16 protein-coding genes are annotated in these 20,563 nt (G+C 71.5%); 8 read left to right on the forward strand and 8 right to left on the reverse strand.

Annotated features, from left to right (window positions below; translation table 11 throughout):
• Window positions 1-25 precede the first annotated feature (25 nt).
• Window positions 26-643 carry a TetR/AcrR family transcriptional regulator gene (locus ABZ532_RS01075; RefSeq protein ID WP_361278214.1) on the reverse strand — a complete coding sequence of 206 codons (618 nt, stop codon included), beginning with the start codon at window positions 641-643 and terminating at the stop codon, window positions 26-28.
• A 24-nt stretch (window positions 644-667) separates the two neighbouring features.
• A complete protein-coding gene (locus tag ABZ532_RS01080) occupies window positions 668-1,456 on the reverse strand; it encodes an SDR family oxidoreductase (protein ID WP_361278216.1) in 789 nt (262 codons plus the stop codon).
• Window positions 1,457-1,535: 79 nt separating this feature from the next.
• Here ABZ532_RS01080 and ABZ532_RS01085 point away from each other — a divergent pair, with 79 nt between their 5' ends.
• Both ABZ532_RS01085 and ABZ532_RS01090 read left to right on the forward strand, forming a co-directional pair.
• Window positions 1,536-2,699: an acyl-CoA dehydrogenase family protein gene (locus ABZ532_RS01085; RefSeq protein ID WP_361278218.1), complete on the forward strand. Its 1,164-nt coding sequence runs from the start codon at window positions 1,536-1,538 to the stop codon at window positions 2,697-2,699.
• A 33-nt stretch (window positions 2,700-2,732) separates the two neighbouring features.
• Window positions 2,733-3,731 carry an acyl-CoA dehydrogenase family protein gene (locus ABZ532_RS01090; RefSeq protein ID WP_361278219.1) on the forward strand — a complete coding sequence of 333 codons (999 nt, stop codon included), beginning with the start codon at window positions 2,733-2,735 and terminating at the stop codon, window positions 3,729-3,731.
• Window positions 3,732-3,754: 23 nt separating this feature from the next.
• Here the strand turns inward: ABZ532_RS01090 and ABZ532_RS01095 are convergent, their stop codons facing one another.
• From ABZ532_RS01095 to ABZ532_RS01105, 3 genes are all read right to left on the reverse strand, one after another.
• A complete protein-coding gene (locus tag ABZ532_RS01095; protein WP_361278221.1) occupies window positions 3,755-4,258 on the reverse strand; it encodes a pyridoxamine 5'-phosphate oxidase family protein in 504 nt (167 codons plus the stop codon).
• A 146-nt stretch (window positions 4,259-4,404) separates the two neighbouring features.
• Window positions 4,405-4,788, reverse strand: coding sequence for a VOC family protein (locus tag ABZ532_RS01100; RefSeq protein ID WP_361278223.1), 384 nt, complete (start codon window positions 4,786-4,788; stop codon window positions 4,405-4,407).
• Between the two features lie 63 nt (window positions 4,789-4,851).
• A complete protein-coding gene (locus tag ABZ532_RS01105; RefSeq protein ID WP_361278225.1) occupies window positions 4,852-5,574 on the reverse strand; it encodes a VWA domain-containing protein in 723 nt (240 codons plus the stop codon).
• Window positions 5,575-6,101: 527 nt separating this feature from the next.
• Here ABZ532_RS01105 and ABZ532_RS01110 point away from each other — a divergent pair.
• Window positions 6,102-7,292 (forward strand): helix-turn-helix transcriptional regulator, encoded by a 1,191-nt coding sequence (locus ABZ532_RS01110; protein WP_361278227.1) that lies wholly within the window; start codon window positions 6,102-6,104, stop codon window positions 7,290-7,292.
• Between the two features lie 135 nt (window positions 7,293-7,427).
• Here ABZ532_RS01110 and ABZ532_RS01115 read toward each other — a convergent pair whose 3' ends face one another.
• The 3 genes from ABZ532_RS01115 to ABZ532_RS01125 all read right to left on the reverse strand — a co-directional run bounded on the left by ABZ532_RS01115 (window position 7,428) and on the right by ABZ532_RS01125 (window position 14,590).
• Complete coding sequence (locus tag ABZ532_RS01115) at window positions 7,428-8,888, reverse strand: glutamate synthase subunit beta (RefSeq protein WP_361278229.1); 1,461 nt, start codon at window positions 8,886-8,888, stop codon at window positions 7,428-7,430.
• A complete protein-coding gene (gene gltB / locus ABZ532_RS01120; protein ID WP_361278231.1) occupies window positions 8,881-13,440 on the reverse strand; it encodes a glutamate synthase large subunit in 4,560 nt (1,519 codons plus the stop codon). The genes ABZ532_RS01115 and gltB overlap by 8 nt, the downstream gene beginning before the upstream one ends.
• Window positions 13,441-13,861: 421 nt before the next feature.
• Window positions 13,862-14,590, reverse strand: a complete 729-nt coding sequence (locus ABZ532_RS01125) for a VIT1/CCC1 transporter family protein (RefSeq protein WP_361278233.1) — start codon at window positions 14,588-14,590, stop codon at window positions 13,862-13,864.
• Between the two features lie 232 nt (window positions 14,591-14,822).
• On the opposite strand from ABZ532_RS01125, the gene ABZ532_RS01130 reads away from it, so the two are divergent.
• Genes ABZ532_RS01130 through rbsK form a run of 5 tightly spaced genes read left to right on the forward strand, consistent with a single transcriptional unit; the run spans window position 14,823 to window position 20,550 of the window.
• Entirely contained in the window at window positions 14,823-15,839 is a 1,017-nt protein-coding gene (locus tag ABZ532_RS01130) for an ADP-ribosylglycohydrolase family protein (RefSeq protein WP_361278235.1), read from the forward strand.
• Between the two features lie 29 nt (window positions 15,840-15,868).
• Complete coding sequence (locus ABZ532_RS01135; RefSeq protein ID WP_361278237.1) at window positions 15,869-17,038, forward strand: ADP-ribosylglycohydrolase family protein; 1,170 nt, start codon at window positions 15,869-15,871, stop codon at window positions 17,036-17,038.
• 46 nt (window positions 17,039-17,084) lie between these two features.
• Complete coding sequence (locus tag ABZ532_RS01140; RefSeq protein ID WP_361278239.1) at window positions 17,085-18,257, forward strand: ADP-ribosylglycohydrolase family protein; 1,173 nt, start codon at window positions 17,085-17,087, stop codon at window positions 18,255-18,257.
• Window positions 18,254-19,642, forward strand: a complete 1,389-nt coding sequence (locus ABZ532_RS01145) for an ADP-ribosylglycohydrolase family protein (protein WP_361278241.1) — start codon at window positions 18,254-18,256, stop codon at window positions 19,640-19,642. Before ABZ532_RS01140 ends, ABZ532_RS01145 begins: the two co-directional genes overlap by 4 nt.
• Window positions 19,639-20,550: a ribokinase gene (rbsK, locus tag ABZ532_RS01150; protein WP_361278243.1), complete on the forward strand. Its 912-nt coding sequence runs from the start codon at window positions 19,639-19,641 to the stop codon at window positions 20,548-20,550. The genes ABZ532_RS01145 and rbsK overlap by 4 nt, the downstream gene beginning before the upstream one ends.
• Window positions 20,551-20,563 lie beyond the last annotated feature (13 nt).

The raw sequence follows: 20,563 nt of genomic DNA on the forward strand, positions 1-20,563 counted from the left end.
GGCTGCTCCTCGGGGTCGTACGGAATCAGGGTCGTCGTACGGAGATCCCGTCCAGCACCATCGACAGGTACTGGCGGGCGATCTCGTCCGGGCTGTGCCCGCCGCCCGGCCGGTACCAGGACGCCGCGACCCACACCGTGTCGCGGACGAACCGGTAGGTGAGCCGGATGTCCAGGTCGTCGCGGAAGACCCCGGCCTGGACCCCGCGCTCCAGGGTCCCCAGCCAGGCCTTCTCGAACTTCCGCTGGGAGTCGGCGAGATAGTGGAAGCGGGGCTGCACGGAGAGGTGCTTCGACTCCTTCTGGTAGATCGCGACGGCGGCGCGGTGCCGGTCGATCTCCCGGAAGGACTCGGTGACGAGCGCCTCGATGGTCTCCCGCGGCCCGAGATCTGCGCCGAGTACGGCGTCGTATCCGGCCCAGAGCTCGTCGAGGAAGGTCGAGAGGATCTCGTCCAGCATCGACTCCTTGGAGTCGAAGTGGTAGTAGAGGCTGCCCGCGAGCATCCCGGCCTCGTCCGCGATCCTGCGGACGGTGGTGGCGTTGTACCCCTGGGCGGCGAACACCTCGGCGGCGGTGTCGAGGAGTTCACGGCGCCGCGCGGGAGAGGCGGTCACCTGGGTCTTCTTCTTGGTGGTAGGCACCTGTCCATTCTCGTCCGCCTGTGTTCACGCGTGCTGGGAGCTCACGGAGACCGTCTCGCCGGTCATGTACGAGGAGTAGCCGCTGGCGAGGAAGACGATCACGTTGGCGACCTCCCAGGGCTCGGCGTACCGCCCGAAGGCCTCCTTCCCGGTGAGCTCGGCGAGCAGCTCGGACGAGGTGACCTTCGCCAGGTGCGGGTGCATGGCGAGGCTCGGCGAGACGGCGTTGACCCGGACCCCGTAGGCGGCGGCTTCGAGCGCCGCACACCGGGTGAGGGCCATGACACCAGCCTTGGCGGCGGCGTAGTGGGCCTGGCCGGTCTGGGCACGCCAGCCCACGACGGAGGCGTTGTTGACGATGGCGCCGCCCCGGCCGCCGTCCCGGAAGGCACGCAGGGCGGCGCGCGTGCAGCGGAAGGTGCCGTTCAGCGTCACGTCCAGGACGCGGGTCCACTGCTCGTCGGTCATGTCCACGAGCGGTGCCGTACCGCCGAGCCCCGCGTTGTTGACGACGAGATCGAGGCTCCCGTGCAGCCGTACGGTCTCGGCGAACAGGTCTCGTACGGCGGCCTCGTCGGTGACGTCGCAGGGCAGCGAGGCGACGGCGTCGGCCCCGAACTCCCCGGCGAGCTCCTCCTCGGTCTCCTTGAGCCTGCGCGCATGGGCGTCGCTGATCAGCACCAGCGCGCCCTCTTCCAGGAAGCGGCGGGCGGTGGCCCCGCCGATCCCGGCTCCGGCGGCGGCGGTGATGACGGCGCTGCGGCCGGCCAGCAGGGCGTGCCCCGGAACGTACTGAGCCTTGTTGTCCGTCACATCAGCACGTTAACCTACCAAACACTTGTTAGGGAACGCCTTCGATGTCTTCGATGCCTTCGACGGAAGCGGGCACCCCATGGACCTGACCCCCTCGGAAGACGAGACCGCCTTCCGGGCCCTCGCCCGCGACTGGTTGCGCGCCCATGTCCCCGCCCGCGCGCTGCCCTCGCTGGAGACGGCGGAGGGCTTCGCGGCGCACCGGGAGTGGGAGGCGGTGCTGCATGCAGACCGCTGGTCGGTGGTGTCCTGGCCGGAGGTCTACGGAGGCCGTGGTGTCGACATCTTCCGCTGGCTGGTGTTCGAGGAGGAGTACTACGCGGCGGGCGCACCCGGCCGGGTCTCGCAGAACGGGATCAACCTGCTCGCCCCCACGCTCTTCGCCCATGGCACCGGGGAGCAGCGGGCACGGATCCTGCCGCCCATGGCGAGCGGCGAGGTGATCTGGGCGCAGGCCTGGTCCGAGCCCGAGGCCGGCTCCGACCTGGCATCCCTTCGGTCCCGCGCGGTGCGCACGGACGGCGGCTGGCTGCTCTCGGGCCAGAAGACCTGGTCGTCGCGCGCCGCCTTCGCGGACCGCGCCTTCGGGATCTTCCGCACCGACCCGGACGCGGACCGGCCGCACCGGGGGCTGACGTATCTGATGTTCGACCTGCGGGCGCCGGGGGTCACGGTCCGCCCGATCGGCCGCCTCGACGGCAGGCCCGCCTTCGCCGAGCTGTTCCTGGACGAGGTGTTCGCACCGGACGAGGACGTGATCGGTGCGCCCGGCGACGGCTGGCGTATCGCCATGTCGGCCACCGGCAGCGAACGCGGTCTGACGCTGCGCTCCCCCGGCCGCTTCCTCGCCGCCGCGAACAGGCTGGTGGAGCTGTGGCGCGCGGTGGGCGACCGCGCCGACACCGCGATGCGGGACCGGGTGGCGGACGCGGTGATCGGGGCTCGCGCGTACCAGCTCTTCACCTGTGTCCACGCGTCCCGCTTCGCCGCGGGCGCCGCGATCGGCGCCGAGGCCAGCGCGAACAAGGTGTTCTGGTCCGAGTACGACATCGCGCTGCACGAGACGGCGCTCGACCTGCTGGGCGGGGACGGCGAGTTGGCGGACGACCCGGACGGGACCGGCGGCGGCTGGGCGGAGGGCCATGTCTTCTCGCTCGCCGGTCCGATCTACGCCGGAACGAACGAGATCCAGCGGGACATCATCGCGGAGCGGCTGCTCGGTCTCCCGAAAGGACGCCGCTGACCGCCCACCCCCGGCGCACAGAGGAGGCGTTCTGTGAGGTTCCTGCCCACCGACGAGCAGCAGGCGTTCACCCGCTCACTGGACGCCCTGCTGACGGCAGCGGACACACCTTCGGCCATACGGTCCTGGGCCGCCGGTGACCCGGGCCCGGGGCGCGCCCTGTGGACCCGGCTGGCGGACGCCGGTGTCTTCGCGCTGGCCGTGCCCGAGGCATGCGACGGCCTGGGGCAGCGTCCCGTCGAACTGTCCTTCGCCTTCATGGAACTGGGCCGCCGCGCTGCGCCGGGCCCCCTGGTGGAGACGGCCGCCGGTGCCGTGCTGCTCGCGGGACTCGGCGACCCCGGCCCCGCGAAGCGGCTGCTGCCGGGGATCGCGTCGGGCGAGCTGGTGACGACGCTCAAACTCCCGGGTTCGGGCCCGTACGTCCTGGACGCGGACATGGCCGACTGCGTACTCGTGGTCACCCGGGGCGAGGACGGCACCGAGGATTCCGCGAGGCTGTACCTCGCTCCCGGACACCACGCCCCGGTGCGCGCCTCCGCCGATCCGGCGCGCCGCCTGGCCCGGCCCGCCGCGGGCGGCGAACTCCTGGCCGCCGGTCCGGACGTGGCACGCGCCGCGCGAGCGGCGGAGAGCTGGGCGAGGCTGGCCACGGCGGCGCAAGGCCTGGGCGTGGGACTGGCGTTGCTGGACCGGACGGTCGCGTACGCCAAGCAGCGCACCCAGTTCGGCACCGCGATCGGCTCGTTCCAGGCCGTCAAACACCGACTGGCGGACACCCTCATCGCGCTTGAGTTCGCCCGCCCCCTGGTGTTCGGCGCCGCGCTGACCATGACTCCCGCCGATATCGCGGCGGCGAAGGTCGCGGCGGGCGAGGCCGCGTATGCCGCGGCTCGTACCGCCCTCCAACTGCACGGCGCGATCGGCTATACCGAGGAGCTGGATCTGGCGTGGTGGCTGCGCAAGGCCCGGCCGCTGCGTGACGCGTGGGGCAACCCGGCCCAGTGCCGGGCGGCGGTGCTGTCCGGCTGACGCGCGGCGCCCGGGCGTGTCCGTCAGTGCGGGACCGTGCGGGCCGGGCTGTCGTCGTTCCCACGCCGGATCGTCCGCAGCTCCCGTCCCGGCTGCCAGCTCTGGAGCACCAGCTCGTCGCCGTCGACGGCGGTCCGCACCGCCTCGCTGAGCTCGACCCGGAAGAGATGGAACGGCAGCGGCTCACCGCCCTCGGTCTGGAACCGGTCCTTCAGCTCGGGGTCGGTGACCTCCACCGCCCGCCCGGCGATGCGCACGTCCCCGTCCTCCATGGAGGCATCGGCCCCGGGATTGGCATGGATGGCGAGCCGGGGATCGCGCAGCAGGTCCAGTGCCTTGCGGGAGTTCGGCATCATCCCGAGCCACAGCTCCCCGAACCGGAAGTTCACCTCCAGCCCGGTCACCCGGGGCGAACCGTCCTTGCGGAGGGTCGCGAGGATGTGGTGGGTGTGCTTCTCGAAGCGCTGTTGCACGGTGGCGGCGAAGTCAGGCTCCGCGGCCTGGAAGTCAGTCCAGCTGAAGGTCATGAGCCCATCGAAGCGCGAATACCCGACACCTGCTGTCGTGATTACGCCGATGCGGGGAACCGCGACGAGCCCTGGTGCCCTTCGGGAGCCTACGGCGCTTCAGCCGGCGGCCCGGACACCACCGAGGCGTCCGGCGGCCTGGACGCTCACCCCCGCACCGCACTCCGCTCGGCGGCACTCCGCTCCACGCAGAACTCGTTCCCCTCGGGATCGGCGAGCGTCACCCAACCGGTTCCGTCCGCGTTGCGGCGGTCGGCGACGAGCGAGGCACCGAGCTTCAGCAGCCGGCCGACCTCCTCGTCACGGCTGCGCTCCTGCGGCTGGAGGTCGAAGTGCACCCGGTTCTTCTGGGTCTTCTTCTCGGGCACGGTCACGAAGAGAATGCCGACCCCGGGCGCCTCCACGAGTGCTTCCTCGTCACCGGGCTGGTCCTCGTCGCTGAGGGAGCACTCGAGCACACCCGCCCAGAAGGTCGCCAGTCCGTACGCGTCGGAACTGTCGATCGTCACATGCCGTACCAAGGTCGTCATACGCGCCACCCTGACATGGCGAGCCGGAACGGCGCACCTGAATTCCGGCCTCGTCCGTGCTGGTCAGGATCGCACGATGCCCATCTCCCGAGCGCTCTCCAGCCACACCGGAAACTCCGACACCAGCTGGTCGTACAACTCCGCGTCCGGCACCCGGCGCGGGTCCTGGCCCGCGTGGAAGAAGCCCGCGTTGTCCACGGGCCGCCTGGCCGGGACGGCCAGCTCGTCCAGCTTGCGCAGAAAGTCGAACTGCCTGCTGCCCGGGTCACCGAAGCCGATGAACTGCCAGAACATCGGCAGTTTCGCCGCCTTGCACAGATACCGTTCGGCGGCCAGCTTGTTGATGGGCCCACCGTCGGTCTGGAACACGACCAGCGCGGGTGCCGTGGCTCCACTGTCCAGGTAGTGGTCGATGACCGCGTCCATCGCCAGGTGGTAGCTGGTCTTCCCCATGTGCCCCAGCCCGGCGACGATCCGGTCGATGCGCCCTTCGTGGTCGGCGAGCGCGATCTCGGTCTCCGCGTCGATGTCCGTGGAGAAGAACACCACGGGCACCCGCCCGTCGTCGTCCAGGTTCGCCGAAAGCCCGAGCACCCGGTCGGCGAGGGCCTGGACACTGCCGTCCCTGTAGTACGGCTTCATCGACCCCGAGTAGTCGACGACCAGGTAGACCGCCACGCGCTGCCCGCTGAGCCCGTGCTTCCGCAACGAGACGCCCGCGCTCTTGTAGAGGCTGATGAGGGCCGGGGCGGTCTCCTCCATCTTGCGCAGACTGATGGCCGCCATGTGCGCTCCGTTCGCGGTGTCGGTGACCCCCTGGCCCAGCGCGGCAAGGGAGTTGACGCCTTCGCCGCGCTGGCCAGGGGAGCCCTCAGCGTACGCCCGCGCTCAGTCGTCCAGTGCCGGGAGCTGGGTACGCGGCACCGGGTGTGCACCGTGGCACCCCCGACCGGAGCGGCCGTACCCGCTCCGGCCCCGCCGCTTCCCACCCCCGTGTGGAAGCGACCAGGGGTGCCGCACCCCAGCCCTGCGCGATGCATCGCCCAGCCCCGGTAGGGCCGTTCGTCGCGACCGCCGGCGGCGGGTTCCCATCATGGCCGGTTCGCGGGGATGCGCCAGTGAAGGGAAAGCAGCCTTCCCCTTTTGCCGTGCGGGCACCGAAGTTGGGGGACATAGAGCTCGAACACCTCCGGGCCGGCGACCACTCTGAGCCTGTGACCTGCACGTATCGGCCGGTAGGGTGTTCGAGACCGGGTAAGGACGGGCCGCGGGCCTGCTGACATGACGTCGGCACAGGGGGAAGGTGCTGGGCGATGACCCATATCCACACGCCGAGGCGGGACGCGGAAGCGGCGGTGGAGGCCGGGCCGGAGGCGTGCAACGCCCTGGTGGCGCAGATGGTCAACCGGCTGGTGAAAGCGAAGGGCCTGACCCTGCACCGGCTGGCGAGCGAGGTGGGCATCGCGCCGAACTCGCTGCGGTACTGGCTCAAGCACGCCTACCGGCTTCAGGCAGCCCAGACCGAGCGGCTCGCCAACGCGCTGGAGATGGACGCAGCGGACCGCCATGCCCTGTGCCTCCTGACCGGAAACGCACGCCGGGGCCTGGGACTCTCCGCTCCGGAAGCCTTGGCGGCGGATGAGCCGCGTGCGCAGAACGCCGTCATCGTCGCGCTGCTGAAGCGGCTGCTCAAGGCCGAAGGGGTCACCTGGAAGGAGTTGGCGGGCCGGCTCGGCATCTCCGCCAAGTCGCTGCGGAACTGGATGGCCCGCGCCTACCGGCTCGAGACGCACGAGGTGGAGCGTCTCGCCGAGGCGCTCCACATGAGCGGTGACAACCGCAAGCACCTGTACGTGCTCACGGGGAAGGTCCCGCCGGCACCGCTGGCGAGCGAGCTGCGCCGCAGGCCGGACATGGCGCTCTACCAGGAGTTGATCAACGGCCTGGGGCACCTGTCGATGGCCCACACGGAGTGCGTCGACGTCGTGATCTTCAACCAGACCTACCGGGACATCTTCCGGCACGTGCGGCCGCACGTCAGCGCCCATCCGTTCCGCAACGCGATGCGCTACACCCTGTTCCACCCCGACTCGTACCAGATACTCGGCGCCGGAGACAGGGACGCCTGGTTCGAGGACTGGTTCATGCCGACCCTCGCCTACTTCGCCGGAACCCTCCAGCAGCTACCGGATCACCCGCGGCTGAGGGAGCTGGAGCGCGACATCCTGGAGCGCCCGGATCTGCGCCGGTCCTATCGCCAGGCTCCCGCGTGGATCGCGGACCATGGTGACATCGCGTTCAACCAGTCCGCGCGCAGGTTCTGGGATCCCCGTGTGGGCCGGGTCATGGACGCCTATGTGATCACGGAGGCCCATCAGGGGTATGGCCTCAGTCTGCAGAGAGCGACGTTCGTGCTCCGCGACCGCCAGACGGACGAGAAGGCCGAGCCCTTCGAGCAGCTGGGGCTGTTCCACGTCGACGACGGGGATCCGCTGATCCGCTGATCCCCCACCGGTTCTCCGGCCACTGCGCAATGTCCGACCCCGCACACCACGGCGCCTGCCCAGGTCCGGTCGGGGACGGGGCAGGCGCCGTGCCAGTTCCGCACGCCTTTGTACGGGACGTCTATGGGGGATGTGTCAGACCGTCAGCGCGCGATCCGTCGGACGGATCGGGGCCGGGAGGTCGCTCACACCCGTGAGGTAGCGGTCCACACCGCGGGCGGCGGAGCGGCCCTCGGCGATGGCCCAGACGATCAGGGACTGGCCGCGGCCCGCGTCACCGGCGACGAAGACGCCTTCGACGTTGGTCGCGAAGTCCGCGTCCCGGGACACGTTACCCCGCTCGTCCAGCTCGAGGCCAAACTGGGAGACCAGGCCGTTCTGGACGTCCGTGCCGGTGAAGCCCATGGCGAGGGTGACCAGCTGGGCGGGGATCCTGCGCTCGGTGCCGGGCTTCTGGGTCAGTTTGCCGTCCACGAACTCGACCTCGATGAGGTGCAGGAACTGGACGTTGCCGTCCTCGTCGCCCTCGAAGTGGCTGGTGGAGACGGAGTAGACCCGCTCGCCGCCCTCCTCGTGCGCGGAGGTCACCTTGTAGAGCATCGGGAACGTCGGCCAGGGCTGGCCCGCGTTCCGCTCGTCGCCCGGGCGGGGCATGATCTCCAGCTGGGTGACGGACGCGGCGCCCTGCCGGTGGGCGGTGCCGACGCAGTCGGCGCCGGTGTCGCCACCACCGATGACCACGACGTGCTTGCCCTCGGCGGTGATCGGCGGGGCCACGTAGTCGCCCTCGACCACCTTGTTGGCGAGGGGGAGGTACTCCATCGCCTGGTGGACGCCGTTCAGCTCGCGGCCCGGCACGGGCAGGTCGCGGGCGGTGGTGGCGCCGGCGGCGATGACGACGGCGTCGAACCGCTTGCGCAGGTCCGTCGCGCTCAGATCGCGGCCGATCTCGATACCGGTGCGGAACTTCGTGCCCTCCGCGCGCATCTGCTCGATACGGCGGTTGATGTGCCGCTTCTCCATCTTGAACTCGGGGATGCCGTAGCGCAGCAGCCCGCCGATGCGGTCGGCGCGCTCGTACACCACCACGGTGTGCCCGGCGCGGGTGAGCTGCTGGGCGGCGGCGAGACCCGCCGGGCCCGAGCCGATGACGGCGGCCGTCTTGCCGGACAACCGCTCCGGCGGCTGCGGCCTGACGTCGTTGGCGTCCCACGCCTTGTCGATGATGGAGACTTCGACGTTCTTGATGGTGACGGCAGGCTGGTTGATACCGAGCACGCAGGCCGCCTCGCACGGGGCGGGGCACAGCCGTCCGGTGAACTCCGGGAAGTTGTTGGTGGCGTGCAGCCGCTCGCTCGCCGCCTGCCAGTCCTCGCGGTAGGCGTAGTCGTTCCACTCGGGGATCAGGTTCCCGAGCGGGCAGCCGTTGTGACAGAACGGGATGCCGCAGTCCATGCAGCGCCCGGCCTGCTTGCTGATGATCGGCAGCAGGGAACCGGGGACGTAGACCTCGTTCCAGTCCCTGACGCGCTCGGCGACGGGGCGGGTCTCGGCGACCTCACGCCCGGTGGTCAGGAAGCCCTTGGGGTCAGCCATTGGTCGCCGCCTCCATCATCTTCTCGGTGGTCTCCCGCTCGGAGAGACCGGCGAGCTCAGCGGCGTCCTTGGCGGCGAGCACTGCCTTGTACGTGGTCGGGATGATCTTGCTGAAGCGCTCCACGGCAACGGCCCACTCGCCGAGCAGCCGCTCCGCGACGGTCGAGCCCGTCTCCTCGTGGTGGCGGCGCACGACGTCGTGCAGCCACTGCTTGTCGGTGTCATCCAGCGCCTCGACGGCGCCCGCGTTGCCGACGTTGACGTTGTCGCGGTCGAGGTCGATGACGTACGCGACACCGCCGGACATACCGGCCGCGAAGTTGCGCCCCGTCTCGCCGAGTACGACGGCGTGGCCACCGGTCATGTACTCGCAGCCGTGGTCGCCGACGCCTTCGGAGACCACCAGCGCACCGGAGTTGCGGACGCAGAAGCGCTCGCCGGTGCGGCCGCGCACGAACAGCTCGCCACCGGTGGCGCCGTAGGCGATGGTGTTGCCCGCGATGGTCGAGTACTCGGCCAGGTGGTCGGCGCCCCGGTCGGGGCGGACGACGACCCGGCCACCGGACAGCCCCTTGCCGACGTAGTCGTTGGCGTCGCCCTCCAGGCGCAGCGTGACACCGCGCGGCAGGAACGCGCCGAAGGACTGACCGGCGGAGCCGGTGAAGGTGATGTCGATGGTGTCCTCGGGCAGGCCCGCGCCACCGAACTTCTTCGTCACCTCGTGACCCAGCATGGTGCCGACGGTCCGGTTGATGTTGCGGATCGCGACCTGGGCGCGGACCGGCTGGGCCTCCTCGGCGCTGGCAGCGGCCAGCGCGTCGGCGGACAGGCGGATCAGTTCGTTGTCCAGGGCCTTCGCCAGGCCGTGGTCCTGCTCGATCAGCTGGTGGCGCACGGCGCCCTCGGGCAGCTCGGGCACGTGGAGCAGCGGTGCCAGGTCGAGGCCCTGGGCCTTCCAGTGGGTCACGGCCTGGGAGGTGTCGAGCAGCTCGGCGTGGCCGACGGCCTCTTCCAGGGTGCGGAAGCCCAGCTCGGCCAGCAGCTCGCGGACCTCTTCGGCGATGAACTCGAAGAAGTTCACGACGAATTCGGCCTTGCCGCTGTAGCGCTCGCGCAGTACCGGGTTCTGGGTGGCGATGCCGACCGGGCAGGTGTCCAGGTGGCAGACGCGCATCATGATGCAGCCCGAGACCACGAGCGGCGCGGTGGCGAAGCCGAACTCCTCGGCGCCGAGGAGCGCGGCGATGACGACATCGCGACCGGTCTTCAGCTGGCCGTCGGTCTGCACGACGATCCGGTCCCGCAGCCCGTTGAGCAGCAGCGTCTGCTGGGTCTCGGCGAGGCCGAGCTCCCAGGGACCGCCCGCGTGCTTCAGCGAGGTGAGCGGGGACGCTCCGGTGCCGCCGTCGTGGCCGGAGATCAGCACCACGTCCGCGTGCGCCTTGGAGACGCCGGCGGCGACCGTGCCGACACCGACCTCGGACACCAGCTTCACGTGGATCCGGGCGGCCGGGTTGGCGTTCTTGAGGTCGTGGATCAGCTGAGCCAGGTCCTCGATGGAGTAGATGTCGTGGTGCGGCGGCGGGGAGATCAGGCCGACGCCCGGGGTGGAGTGCCGGGTCTTGGCCACCCACGGGTAGACCTTGTGGCCGGGCAGCTGGCCGCCCTCGCCGGGCTTGGCGCCCTGGGCCATCTTGATCTGGATGTCGTCGGCGTTGACCAGGTACTCGGAGGTGACGCCGAAGCGGCCGGACGCCACCTGCTTGATGGCGGACCTGCGCTCGGGGTCGTACAGGCGGTCCGGGTCCTCGCCTCCCTCACCGGTGTTGGACTTGCCGCCCAGCTGGTTCATGGCGATGGCGAGGGTCTCGTGCGCCTCCTTGGAGATGGAGCCATACGACATGGCGCCGGTGGAGAAGCGCTTGACGATCTCACTGACCGGCTCGACCTCGTCGATGGAGATCGGCTCGCGGCCGGACTTGAAGCCGAACAGGCCGCGGAGCGTCATCAGCCGCTCGGACTGCTCGTTCACCCGGTCGGTGTACTTCTTGAAGATGTCGTAGCGCCTGCCGCGCGTGGCGTGCTGGAGCCGGAAGACGGTCTCCGGGTCGAAGAGGTGGGGCTCGCCCTCGCGGCGCCACTGGTACTCGCCGCCGATCTCCAGGGCGCGGTGCGCCGGGGCGATACCGCTGGCGGGGTACGCCTTGGCGTGCCGGGCGGCGACCTCCTTGGCGACCACGTCGAGACCGGCGCCGCCGATCTTGGTGGCGGTGCCGTTGAAGTACCTGTCGACGAAGGCCTCGTCGAGACCGACGGCCTCGAAGACCTGCGCGCCGCGGTAGGACGCCACGGTCGAGATACCCATCTTGGACATGACCTTGAGCACGCCCTTGCCGAGCGCCTTGATCAGGTTGCGGATGGCCTGCTCGGGCTCGACGCCCTCGATGAACGTACCGGCGCGCAGCAGGTCCTCGACCGACTCCATCGCGAGGTACGGGTTGACGGCGGCGGCACCGTAGCCGATGAGCAGCGCGACATGGTGCACCTCGCGGACGTCACCGGCTTCGACCAGCAGGCCCACCTGGGTGCGCTGCTTGGTGCGGATCAGGTGGTGGTGCACGGCCGCGGTGAGCAGCAGCGACGGGATCGGTGCGTGCTCGGCGTCGGAGTGCCGGTCGGAGAGCACGATCAGCCGGACGCCGCTCTCGATGGCGGCGTCGACCTCGGCGCAGATGTCCTCGATGCGGGCGGCCAGGGCGTCACCGCCGCCGGAGACCCGGTACAGGCCGGAGAGCGTCGCGGCCTTCATACCCGCCATGTCGCCGTCGGCGTTGATGTGGATGAGCTTGGCCAGCTCGTCGTTGTCGATCACCGGGAAGGGCAGCGTGACCGAGCGGCAGGAGGCCGCGTTCGGGTCCAGCAGGTTGCCCTCTGGGCCGAGCGAGGAGTGCAGCGAGGTGACGAGCTCCTCGCGGATCGCGTCCAGCGGCGGGTTGGTGACCTGTGCGAAGAGCTGGGTGAAGTAGTCGAACAGCAGCCGGGGGCGCTCGGAGAGAGCGGCGATCGGGGAGTCCGTGCCCATGGAACCGATCGGCTCGGCGCCGGCGCGTGCCATCGGGGCGAGCAGGACCCGCAGCTCCTCCTCGGTGTAGCCGAAGGTCTGCTGGCGGCGGGTGACGGAGGCGTGCGTGTGCACGATGTGCTCGCGCTCGGGGAGGTCCTCGAGCTCGATCTCGCCGGCCTCCAGCCACTCCTGGTACGGCTGCTCGGCCGCGAGGGCGGACTTGATCTCGTCGTCCTCGATGATGCGGTGCTCGGCGGTGTCCACGAGGAACATGCGTCCGGGCTGGAGGCGACCCTTGCGGACGACCTTGGCCGGATCGATGTCGAGCACGCCGACCTCGGAGGAGAGCACCACGAGACCGTCGTCGGTGACCCAGTAGCGGCCGGGGCGCAGGCCGTTGCGGTCGAGCACCGCACCGACCTGGACGCCGTCGGTGAAGGTGACGCAGGCGGGGCCGTCCCAGGGCTCCATCATCGTGGAGTGGTACTGGTAGAAGGCGCGCCGGGCCGGGTCCATGGAGTCGTGGTTCTCCCACGCCTCGGGGACCATCATCAGCACGCTGTGCGGCAGCGAGCGGCCACCGAGGTGGAGCAGCTCCAGGACCTCGTCGAAGGAGGCGGAGTCGGAGGCGTCGGGGGTGCAGACCGGGAAGATCCGCTCCAGGTCGCCGTTCCCGAAGAGCTCGCTGGCCAGCTGGGACTCACGGGCGCGCATCCAGTTGCGGTTGCCCTTGACCGTGTTGATCTCGCCGTTGTGGGCGACGAAGCGGTACGGGTGGGCGAGCGGCCAGCTCGGGAAGGTGTTGGTGGAGAACCGGGAGTGGACCAGGGCCACGGCGGTGGCGAGGCGGCGGTCGGACAGGTCCGGGAAGAAGGGCTCGAGCTGGCCCGTGGTCAGCATGCCCTTGTAGACGATGGTGCGGGCGGAGAGCGACGGGAAGTACACCCCGGCCTCGCGTTCGGCGCGCTTGCGCAGCACGAACGCCTTGCGGTCGAGGGCGATACCGGTGCTCGCGCCCGCGCTCACGAAGAGCTGTCGGAAGACCGGCATGGTCGAGCGGGCGGTGGCACCGAGAAGCTCGGGGGCGACCGGGACCTCGCGCCAGCCGAGGACGGTCAGCCCTTCCTCAGCGGCGATCGTCTCGATACGTGAGACGGCCTCGTCCTCCCCCGACTCGGGGATGAAGGCCGTGCCGACGGCGTACGCTCCGGCCTCGGGCAGCTCGAATCCGGCGACCTCGCGGAAGAACGCGTCCGGGACCTGGAGGAGGATTCCGGCGCCGTCACCCGAGTCGGGCTCGGAGCCGGTGGCGCCACGGTGTTCCAGGTTGCGCAGAACGGTCAGCGCCTGTTCGACCAGCTCATGGCTGGCTACACCGGTGAGGGTGGCCACGAACCCGACGCCACAGGCGTCGTGCTCGTTACGGGGGTCGTACATCCCCTGCGGGGCGGGGCGACCGTCCATGGGCGACCAGGCGTCGGAACGCATCGGCTCTCCCGTCGTCGTCGTGGCATGTGCAAGTGCCGAGGGACGACGTTGGCCCTCGCGAAATTTCGTGCAGGTTACATGATGGAGTGAATCCCGAGAAGTGGATAGCTCATTCCAGCATGCGGACACCGAGCTGCGACGACGCTGCGAAGGGGTGGGACAGCGGCGCAGGTGGGGGCGGGTACGGACCGATTTGGTGCCCGTGGTCCCGGCTGACAGAGCGGGCTTCGTTGCCCGCGGCGCTTACGGCTCATGCCCGGCGGTCATAAACTCGAAACCGCCGAGTTACAGCGCTCGCATGGAGCCAAGCACAGTGTCGCATCGAGCACGCCCGCGCGACACCCGGGCGTACGTCACAGACCGACATCACAGAAGGGTAACGGAACCCGCCGGGCAGGCGGGGTCAGGGCAGGCGGCCGGGTCAGACCGCCGCGCCCACCAGGGCACCGACCCCGTAGGTGAGCGCCGCCGCCGCGCCGCCGAGTGCGAGCTGCCGCAGTCCGCTGAACCACCAGCCACGGGCCGTCACCCGGGAGACGAGCGCACCGCAGGCGAACAGTCCGATGAGCGCGCACAGCACGGCGGGCCACAGGGCGGTGGCGCCGAGGAGGTACGGGAGCACCGGCACCAGCGCGCCGAGCGCGAACGAACCGAAGGACGAGACGGCGGCGACGGTGGGCGACGGCAGGTCGTCCGGGTCGATGCCGAGCTCCTCACGGGCATGGATCTCCAGCGCCTGCTCAGGGTCGCGTGAGAGCTGCATGGCCACCTCGCGGGCGAGCCGCGGCTCCACGCCCCTGGCCGCGTACAGGGCCGCGAGCTCCTCCATCTCGTCCACCGGGTGCTTGCGCAGCTCCCTGCGCTCGACATCCAGCTCGGCCTGGACGAGCTCACGCTGCGAGGCCACCGAGGTGTACTCGCCCGCCGCCATCGAGAAGGCGCCCGCCGCCAGGCCCGCGAGCCCAGTGATCACGATGACCTGCTGGGACACGGCGCCTCCGGCCACGCCGGTCATCAGGGCGAGGTTGGAGACAAGCCCGTCCATCGCGCCGAACACCGCGGGACGCAGCCAACCACCGTTCACGTCGCGGTGCGTGTGATTGTCGCGGTGCGCCTCGTGAAGTGTGGCCTCGGTCTCGATGATGGACACAGCTCTCCCCTTGTTCCGTGTTCCGTGCGTTGCTTTCAGCACCTCGAAAGTACGCGCGATGTAAGGGGCGCGCCAGCAAGGCAGGCTTTACTTACCTACGGTGGGCCACGGTCAGCCGGGTGACACCCGGCCATTCGGCAGAGCACCGGGCGGTGTGCGTGGCAGATATCCCGGAACAGGCTCGGATGCTCCGCGGAAATGCCGCAGGTGTGCCGCACAAAGGGGTGACACGTTGGAGTGCATCTCATGCGATCGGGCCCGCGGCGCACTGCTCGGACTGGCCGTGGGCGACGCGCTCGGCGCGCCCGCCGAGAACATGCGGCCGTCCGAGATCCGCCGCCGCTGGGGACGGATCGAGGGGTTCGTGACGGACAACCCCTCGGGCACGGACGACACGGAGTACGCGATCTTCTCCGGGCTGCTGCTGGCCAGGCACGGATCCGCGCTGACCGTCTCCCATGTCGAGCAGGCCTGGCACCGCTGGATCGCCGACCTCGACGAAGGCCCCTTCCGTGGCGCGGGCTTCAGCGAGCGGGGCACCCTGGAGAACCTCAGACGGGGCCTGGCGGCGCCCATTACGGCCCAGCACCGGCATGCCTGGAGCGACGGTCTCGCCATGCGGGCGGCGCCGTTCGGCGTCTTCGCCGCGGGAGACCCGGCGGAGGCGGCGCGGCTGGTGGCCATCGACGGCTGCGTCAGCCATGACGGCGAGGGGATCTACGGCGGCCAGGCGGTGGCGGCGGGGGTCGCGGCGGCGATGGCGGGCGCGGGCCCCGCAGGGGTGATCGGCGCGGCGCTGTCCGTGATCCCGATGGACTCCTGGACCGCGCGCTCCATGCGCCGCGCGGTGGTCGCGGCGGAGCAGACCGACCCCGATCCCCTGATGCGTGAACGCTCCGTCCGCTCCGCGGTCGTCATCGGCGGCTACCCCTGGACGGACCTCGCCCCGGAGGCCGTCGGCCTGGCCTTCGGGGCGTTCGCCGCGGCCCGCGGCGACTTCCGTACGGCGGTGCTCACCGCGGTCAACATGGGCCGCGACGCCGACACCACGGCAGCAGTGGCCGGAGCACTCGCCGGTGCGGTGTCCGGCGCCACCGCGATCCCCCGCGAGTGGGCGGAGGTGATCGGCCCGGTGCGCGGCAGCTGCCTCCCCTCGATGCGGGGCTATCACGTACTCGACATCGCCGACCTGCTCACACCCGACAACGACACCGACACCGAGGCCCTCCCATGCCCCCCGGCCCGCTAGACCCCGCCCCCGATGCCACGGCCGGTCCCGTGGACGCCGCGATGCCGCCCCCGGAGATCGTGGCGCCGGACAGCGACGACAGGGTCCGCGCCGACCCGGCCGACGACCTCAGGAGCCGGATCGAAGGGCTGCTGCTCGGACTGGCCGCGGGGGACGCCGCGGGGTGGCCCGCCGCGCGGCACCGGGCCGCCCGCATGCCGGAGTGGACCCGTCGGCTCACCCGCGAGCTCGACACCTTCGCCGAACAGAACGCGACGACGACCCTCCCGGTCCCGATCGCCCTCAACCAGGCTCCCGAGCCCCTGCGGCTCGGGCCTTCCGACGACGCCGAGTGGGCCGCCTTCACCGCCGAGACGATCCTCGCCGGGGCCGGTGGCGACGGCGTGCCCGCACGCCGGATGCGTACCGCGGTGGACCTCGCCTGGAACTCCCTGGCCGGGAAGGTCGCCGCAGCCGCCGCCCGGGCACCCGAGGTCGAGTCCGCCGTACTCCCCCTGCGGGCCCGGATCTCCGTACGCGCAGGTCTCGGCAACCTCGCCACCGGGCTTCGCCCGCCCGCGACCGGCCACGACAACCCGCACTACTTCGACGACGCCGCGTGCGTCCGCGCCGCCGTGCTCGCCGTCGTCCACCCCGGCGACCCGCTGGCCGCCGCCGAGCTCGCCGAGTTCGACGCCCGCTACACCCAGGACGGTGACGGCGTGCACGGCGCCCGCGCGATGGCCGCGGCGATCGCCGCCGCGCTGGGCGGCGCGGCCGTACACGCCGCGGTCGACGCGGCGCTCGCCCAACTCCCCGAGGCCACCGAGATCGGCCGCAACGCCCGGCACGCGGTCAGGCTCGCCCGGGACACCGACGACGCGTTCGCCCTGGTCCCCCTGCTGGAGCACCAGATCGTGGACCACGTGTACAGCTACGGAATCGCCGCCGCGGAAACCGTCCCGGTCGCCCTCGCCCTCGCCCTCGCCGCCCGCGGGCAGGTCGCCGGGGCCGTCCCCGCCGCCGCCTGTCTGTCCCGGGTCGCCGACTCCGCTCCCGCCCTCGCCGGAGCACTGACCGGCACACTCGGCGGCGCCACCGCCGTACCCGCCACCTGGCGCGACACCTGCCGCACCCTCGCAGGCTGCGCGCTCCCCCGCTTCGCCGGCACGGACCTCGTGGCACTCGCCGGACAACTCGCCACAGCGGTACACCGCTGAGCGTCGCGTCCGCGAAACCCGCCCACCCGGGGTGGACAATTCCGGCATGACACTCTCCGCGCTCCCCGCACCCGCACCCCTCGATGACCGCCTCGCCGGCGCCCTCATCGGCGCGGCGGTCGGTGACGCCCTCGGCGGCCCGGTCGAGGGCTACACCCCGGAACAGATCGAGGAACGCCACGGGGGCCGGATCCACGGCGTCGTCGGCCCTTGGCACGGGGACGAATGGTCCACCGCCCGGCCGATCGCGCCGTATCACAAGGGCGATGGGCACATCACCGACGACACCCTGATGACCCATGCCCTCGTACGGGTCTACGCGACGGTGCGCGACCACCTCGACGCGTACGCGGTCGCCGAGCACCTCGTACCCGACCTGATCACCACACCGCGCTGGATCCCCGAGCTGGAGGCCGAGGCACTGCCCGTCCAGCGGATCTTCCTCGCCGAGAAGTGGCTGGTGGCCCGGCTGCACTACGGGCATGTCGACCCGCGCGAGGCAGGCACCGGCAACATCGTCAACTGCGGTGCCGCGATGTACATGGCACCGGTCGGCCTGGTGAACGCCGCCGACCCCGCCGCCGCCTACGCCGAGGCACTCGACATCGCGGGCGCCCACCAGTCCTCGTACGGCCGCGAGGCGGCGGGGGTGTTCGCGGCGGCGGTCGCCGCGGCCTGTGCGCCGGGGGCAAGCCCGGGAAGTGTCCTCGACGCCTGTCTCGGCCTCGCCAAGGACGGCACCCGCGGGGCGATCGAGGCCGTCGCCGAAGTCGCCGCCGCCCACAGCGAATTCGAGCCCGCGCTGCGCCCGCTACGGGAGGCCGTCGCGCCCTTCGACACGGTCGGGCCCGACTACCGCGCACCGTCGCTCGGGGCCCGGCGGCCGTCCCGGCTGCACGCGATCGAGGAGCTGCCCATCGCGCTGGGGATGCTGCTGATCGCCGGCGGCGACTACCGCCGTACGGTGCTCGGCTCCGTCAACTACGGCCGCGACTGCGACTCCATCGCCACCATGTCCGGCGCGATCGCGGGAGCGCTCCACGGCGAGGAACCGATCCCGGCCGACTGGGCGAAGACGGTCGCCGAGGCCAGCCGGGTGGATCTGCACGCTCCGGCGCGGGAGCTGGCGCAGGTGACACGGGAGGTGTTCGCCCGCGACACGGAACGCCGCCGCGCCCATGAAGCCGCCTTCGCCCGGTTGACGGGGGTCGCCCTGTGAACCTGCGGCTCACCTGGGTCCAGCCCGAGGACCTGATCGGTCACGAGCTGCGCCAGGCCGCCGAGGACGGGCGCGACGCCTCGGAGATCGCCGGCCGCTGGCGCGCCGCCGGCGGCCCCTGCGCGCCCCCGGCGGCGGGCGCGTCCGCGGTCCCCGCCGCCCCGCGCCTGCGGGCCCTGGCCCTCGCGCTGCTCGACGAACTGGACCGACTCCCCTCGCCGTTGGCACGGGACGAGCCGTCCTCTCTGGCCGGGATCATCGGTGCCTGCCCTTCCTGGCCGGGCGTGACACGCCCGGACGGCGCCCTCCGGGAGCGCCTCCACGCCGCCTGGCTCGGCCGTGCCGCGGGATGCCTGCTGGGCAAGCCCGTCGAGAAGCTCCCGCTCGCCGGTATCCGCGCCTTGGCCCGTGCCGCGGGCAACTGGCCGCTCACCGGCTGGTTCACCGCCAGGGGTGTTCCCGCGGAGCTGCTCGCCGCCCACCCATGGAACCGCAGGTCCGCACCGACCTCCCTCGCCGAGAACATCGACGGGATGCCCGAGGACGACGATCTGAACTACCCGCTGCTGAACCTGCTCCTGCTCCAGCGGTGCGGCGACGGCTTCACCACTGCCGACGTGGCCCGGCTGTGGCTGGACGAACTCCCCGCCGCCCGCACCTTCACCGCCGAGCGAGTCGCGTACCGCAATCTGCTCGCCGGACTCGAACCTCCGCTCACCGCCAGCCACCACAACCCCTTCCGGGAATGGATCGGTGCCGCGATCCGGGCCGATGTGCACGGCTGGACCAACCCTGGCGACCCCGCGTCCGCGGCGGCCCAGGCCCACCGGGACGCGAGGCTCACCCATACCGCCAACGGTGTGTACGGGGCGATGTTCACCGCCGCAGCGCTCGCCGAGGCGGCGACCGGCCGCGCGGACGTCCACCAGTGCCTGCGTACGGGTCTTCGGGTCGTACCGCCCGGGTCACGGCTCGCCGGGGCCATCCGTACCGGGATCGGGACAGCCGGGCGGTACGACGACTTCGACACGGTGGTGGACCGGCTCCACGCCGCCTACGGCAACTACCACTGGGTGCATGTCATCCCCAACACCGCCCTGCTGTGCGCGGCGCTCACCCATGCCGACGGGGACTTCGGCGGCTCCATCTGCCGCGCCGTCTCGGGCGGCTGGGACACCGACTCCAACGGCGCCACGGCCGGTTCGCTCGCCGGGCTGCTCGCCGGACATCCGGACCGGTTGCCCGAACGGTGGACCGCTCCGCTCAAGAACCGGCTGGCCACCACCGTCGGCGGCTTCGACGGCATCGGCTTCGACGCCCTCGCCCGACTCACCCTCACCCAGCTCACGCGCGCCCCGATCCCCCAGGAGGACGTACGCCCATGACCGGCATCGTGGTGCTCGGCAGCACCAATATGGACCTCGTCGCCTATGTGCCGAGGGCGCCCCAGCGAGGAGAGACCGTCACGGGAAGGGAATTCCGCACGATCCCCGGCGGCAAGGGCGCGAACCAGGCCGTCGCCGCCGCCCGGGCGGGCGCCGACGTGTCGATGATCGGTGCGGTGGGCGCGGACGATTTCGGCGCCCGGCTCAGGGACACGCTGGAGCACTCCGGGGTGGACACCGATCTGCTGCGCACCGTCGATGCCGCTTCCGGCACCGCGCACATCGTCGTGGACGACGAGGGCGGCAACGCGATCGTCGTCATCCCCGGCGCGAACGGCACCGTGGACCACCTCACCCCTGGCGACGAGGCCGTGATCGCCGGCGCCGACGTCCTGCTGCTGCAGCTCGAGCTGCCGCTCGCCGGAGTGCTCGCGGGAGCCGAGGCCGCCCGCCGCCACGGGGTGCGCACCATCCTCACCCCGGCCCCCGCCCAGACCCTGCCGCCCGAACTCCTCGCGGTCGTGGACCTGCTGGTGCCCAATGAGCACGAGGCGGCTCTGCTCGCCGGTACGACGGACCCGCACACCGCCGCCGGCGCGCTGCTGCGCCAGGTGCCGGAAGTGGTGGTCACGCTGGGCGCGGAGGGCAGCCTCCATCTGGCCCGGGGTGCCGAGCCCGTGCGGGTCCCCGCACCCCGGGTGCGTGCGGTCGACACGACCGCGGCGGGTGACACCTTCGTGGGCGCACTCGCGGTGGCCCTGGTCGAGGGCAGGCCGATGCACGACGCGATGGTCTGGGCATCGGCCGCCGCTGCGGTCTCCGTCCAGCGTCCGGGTGCCTCGTCCTCCATGCCCACCCGCCCCGAGATCGACAAGGCGGCGGACAAGGGCGCCGCGACGGCCCGCTAGGCCGTGTCGGAGA

The organism is Streptomyces sp. NPDC019396, from assembly GCF_040632375.1.
Classification (GTDB): domain Bacteria; phylum Actinomycetota; class Actinomycetes; order Streptomycetales; family Streptomycetaceae; genus Streptomyces.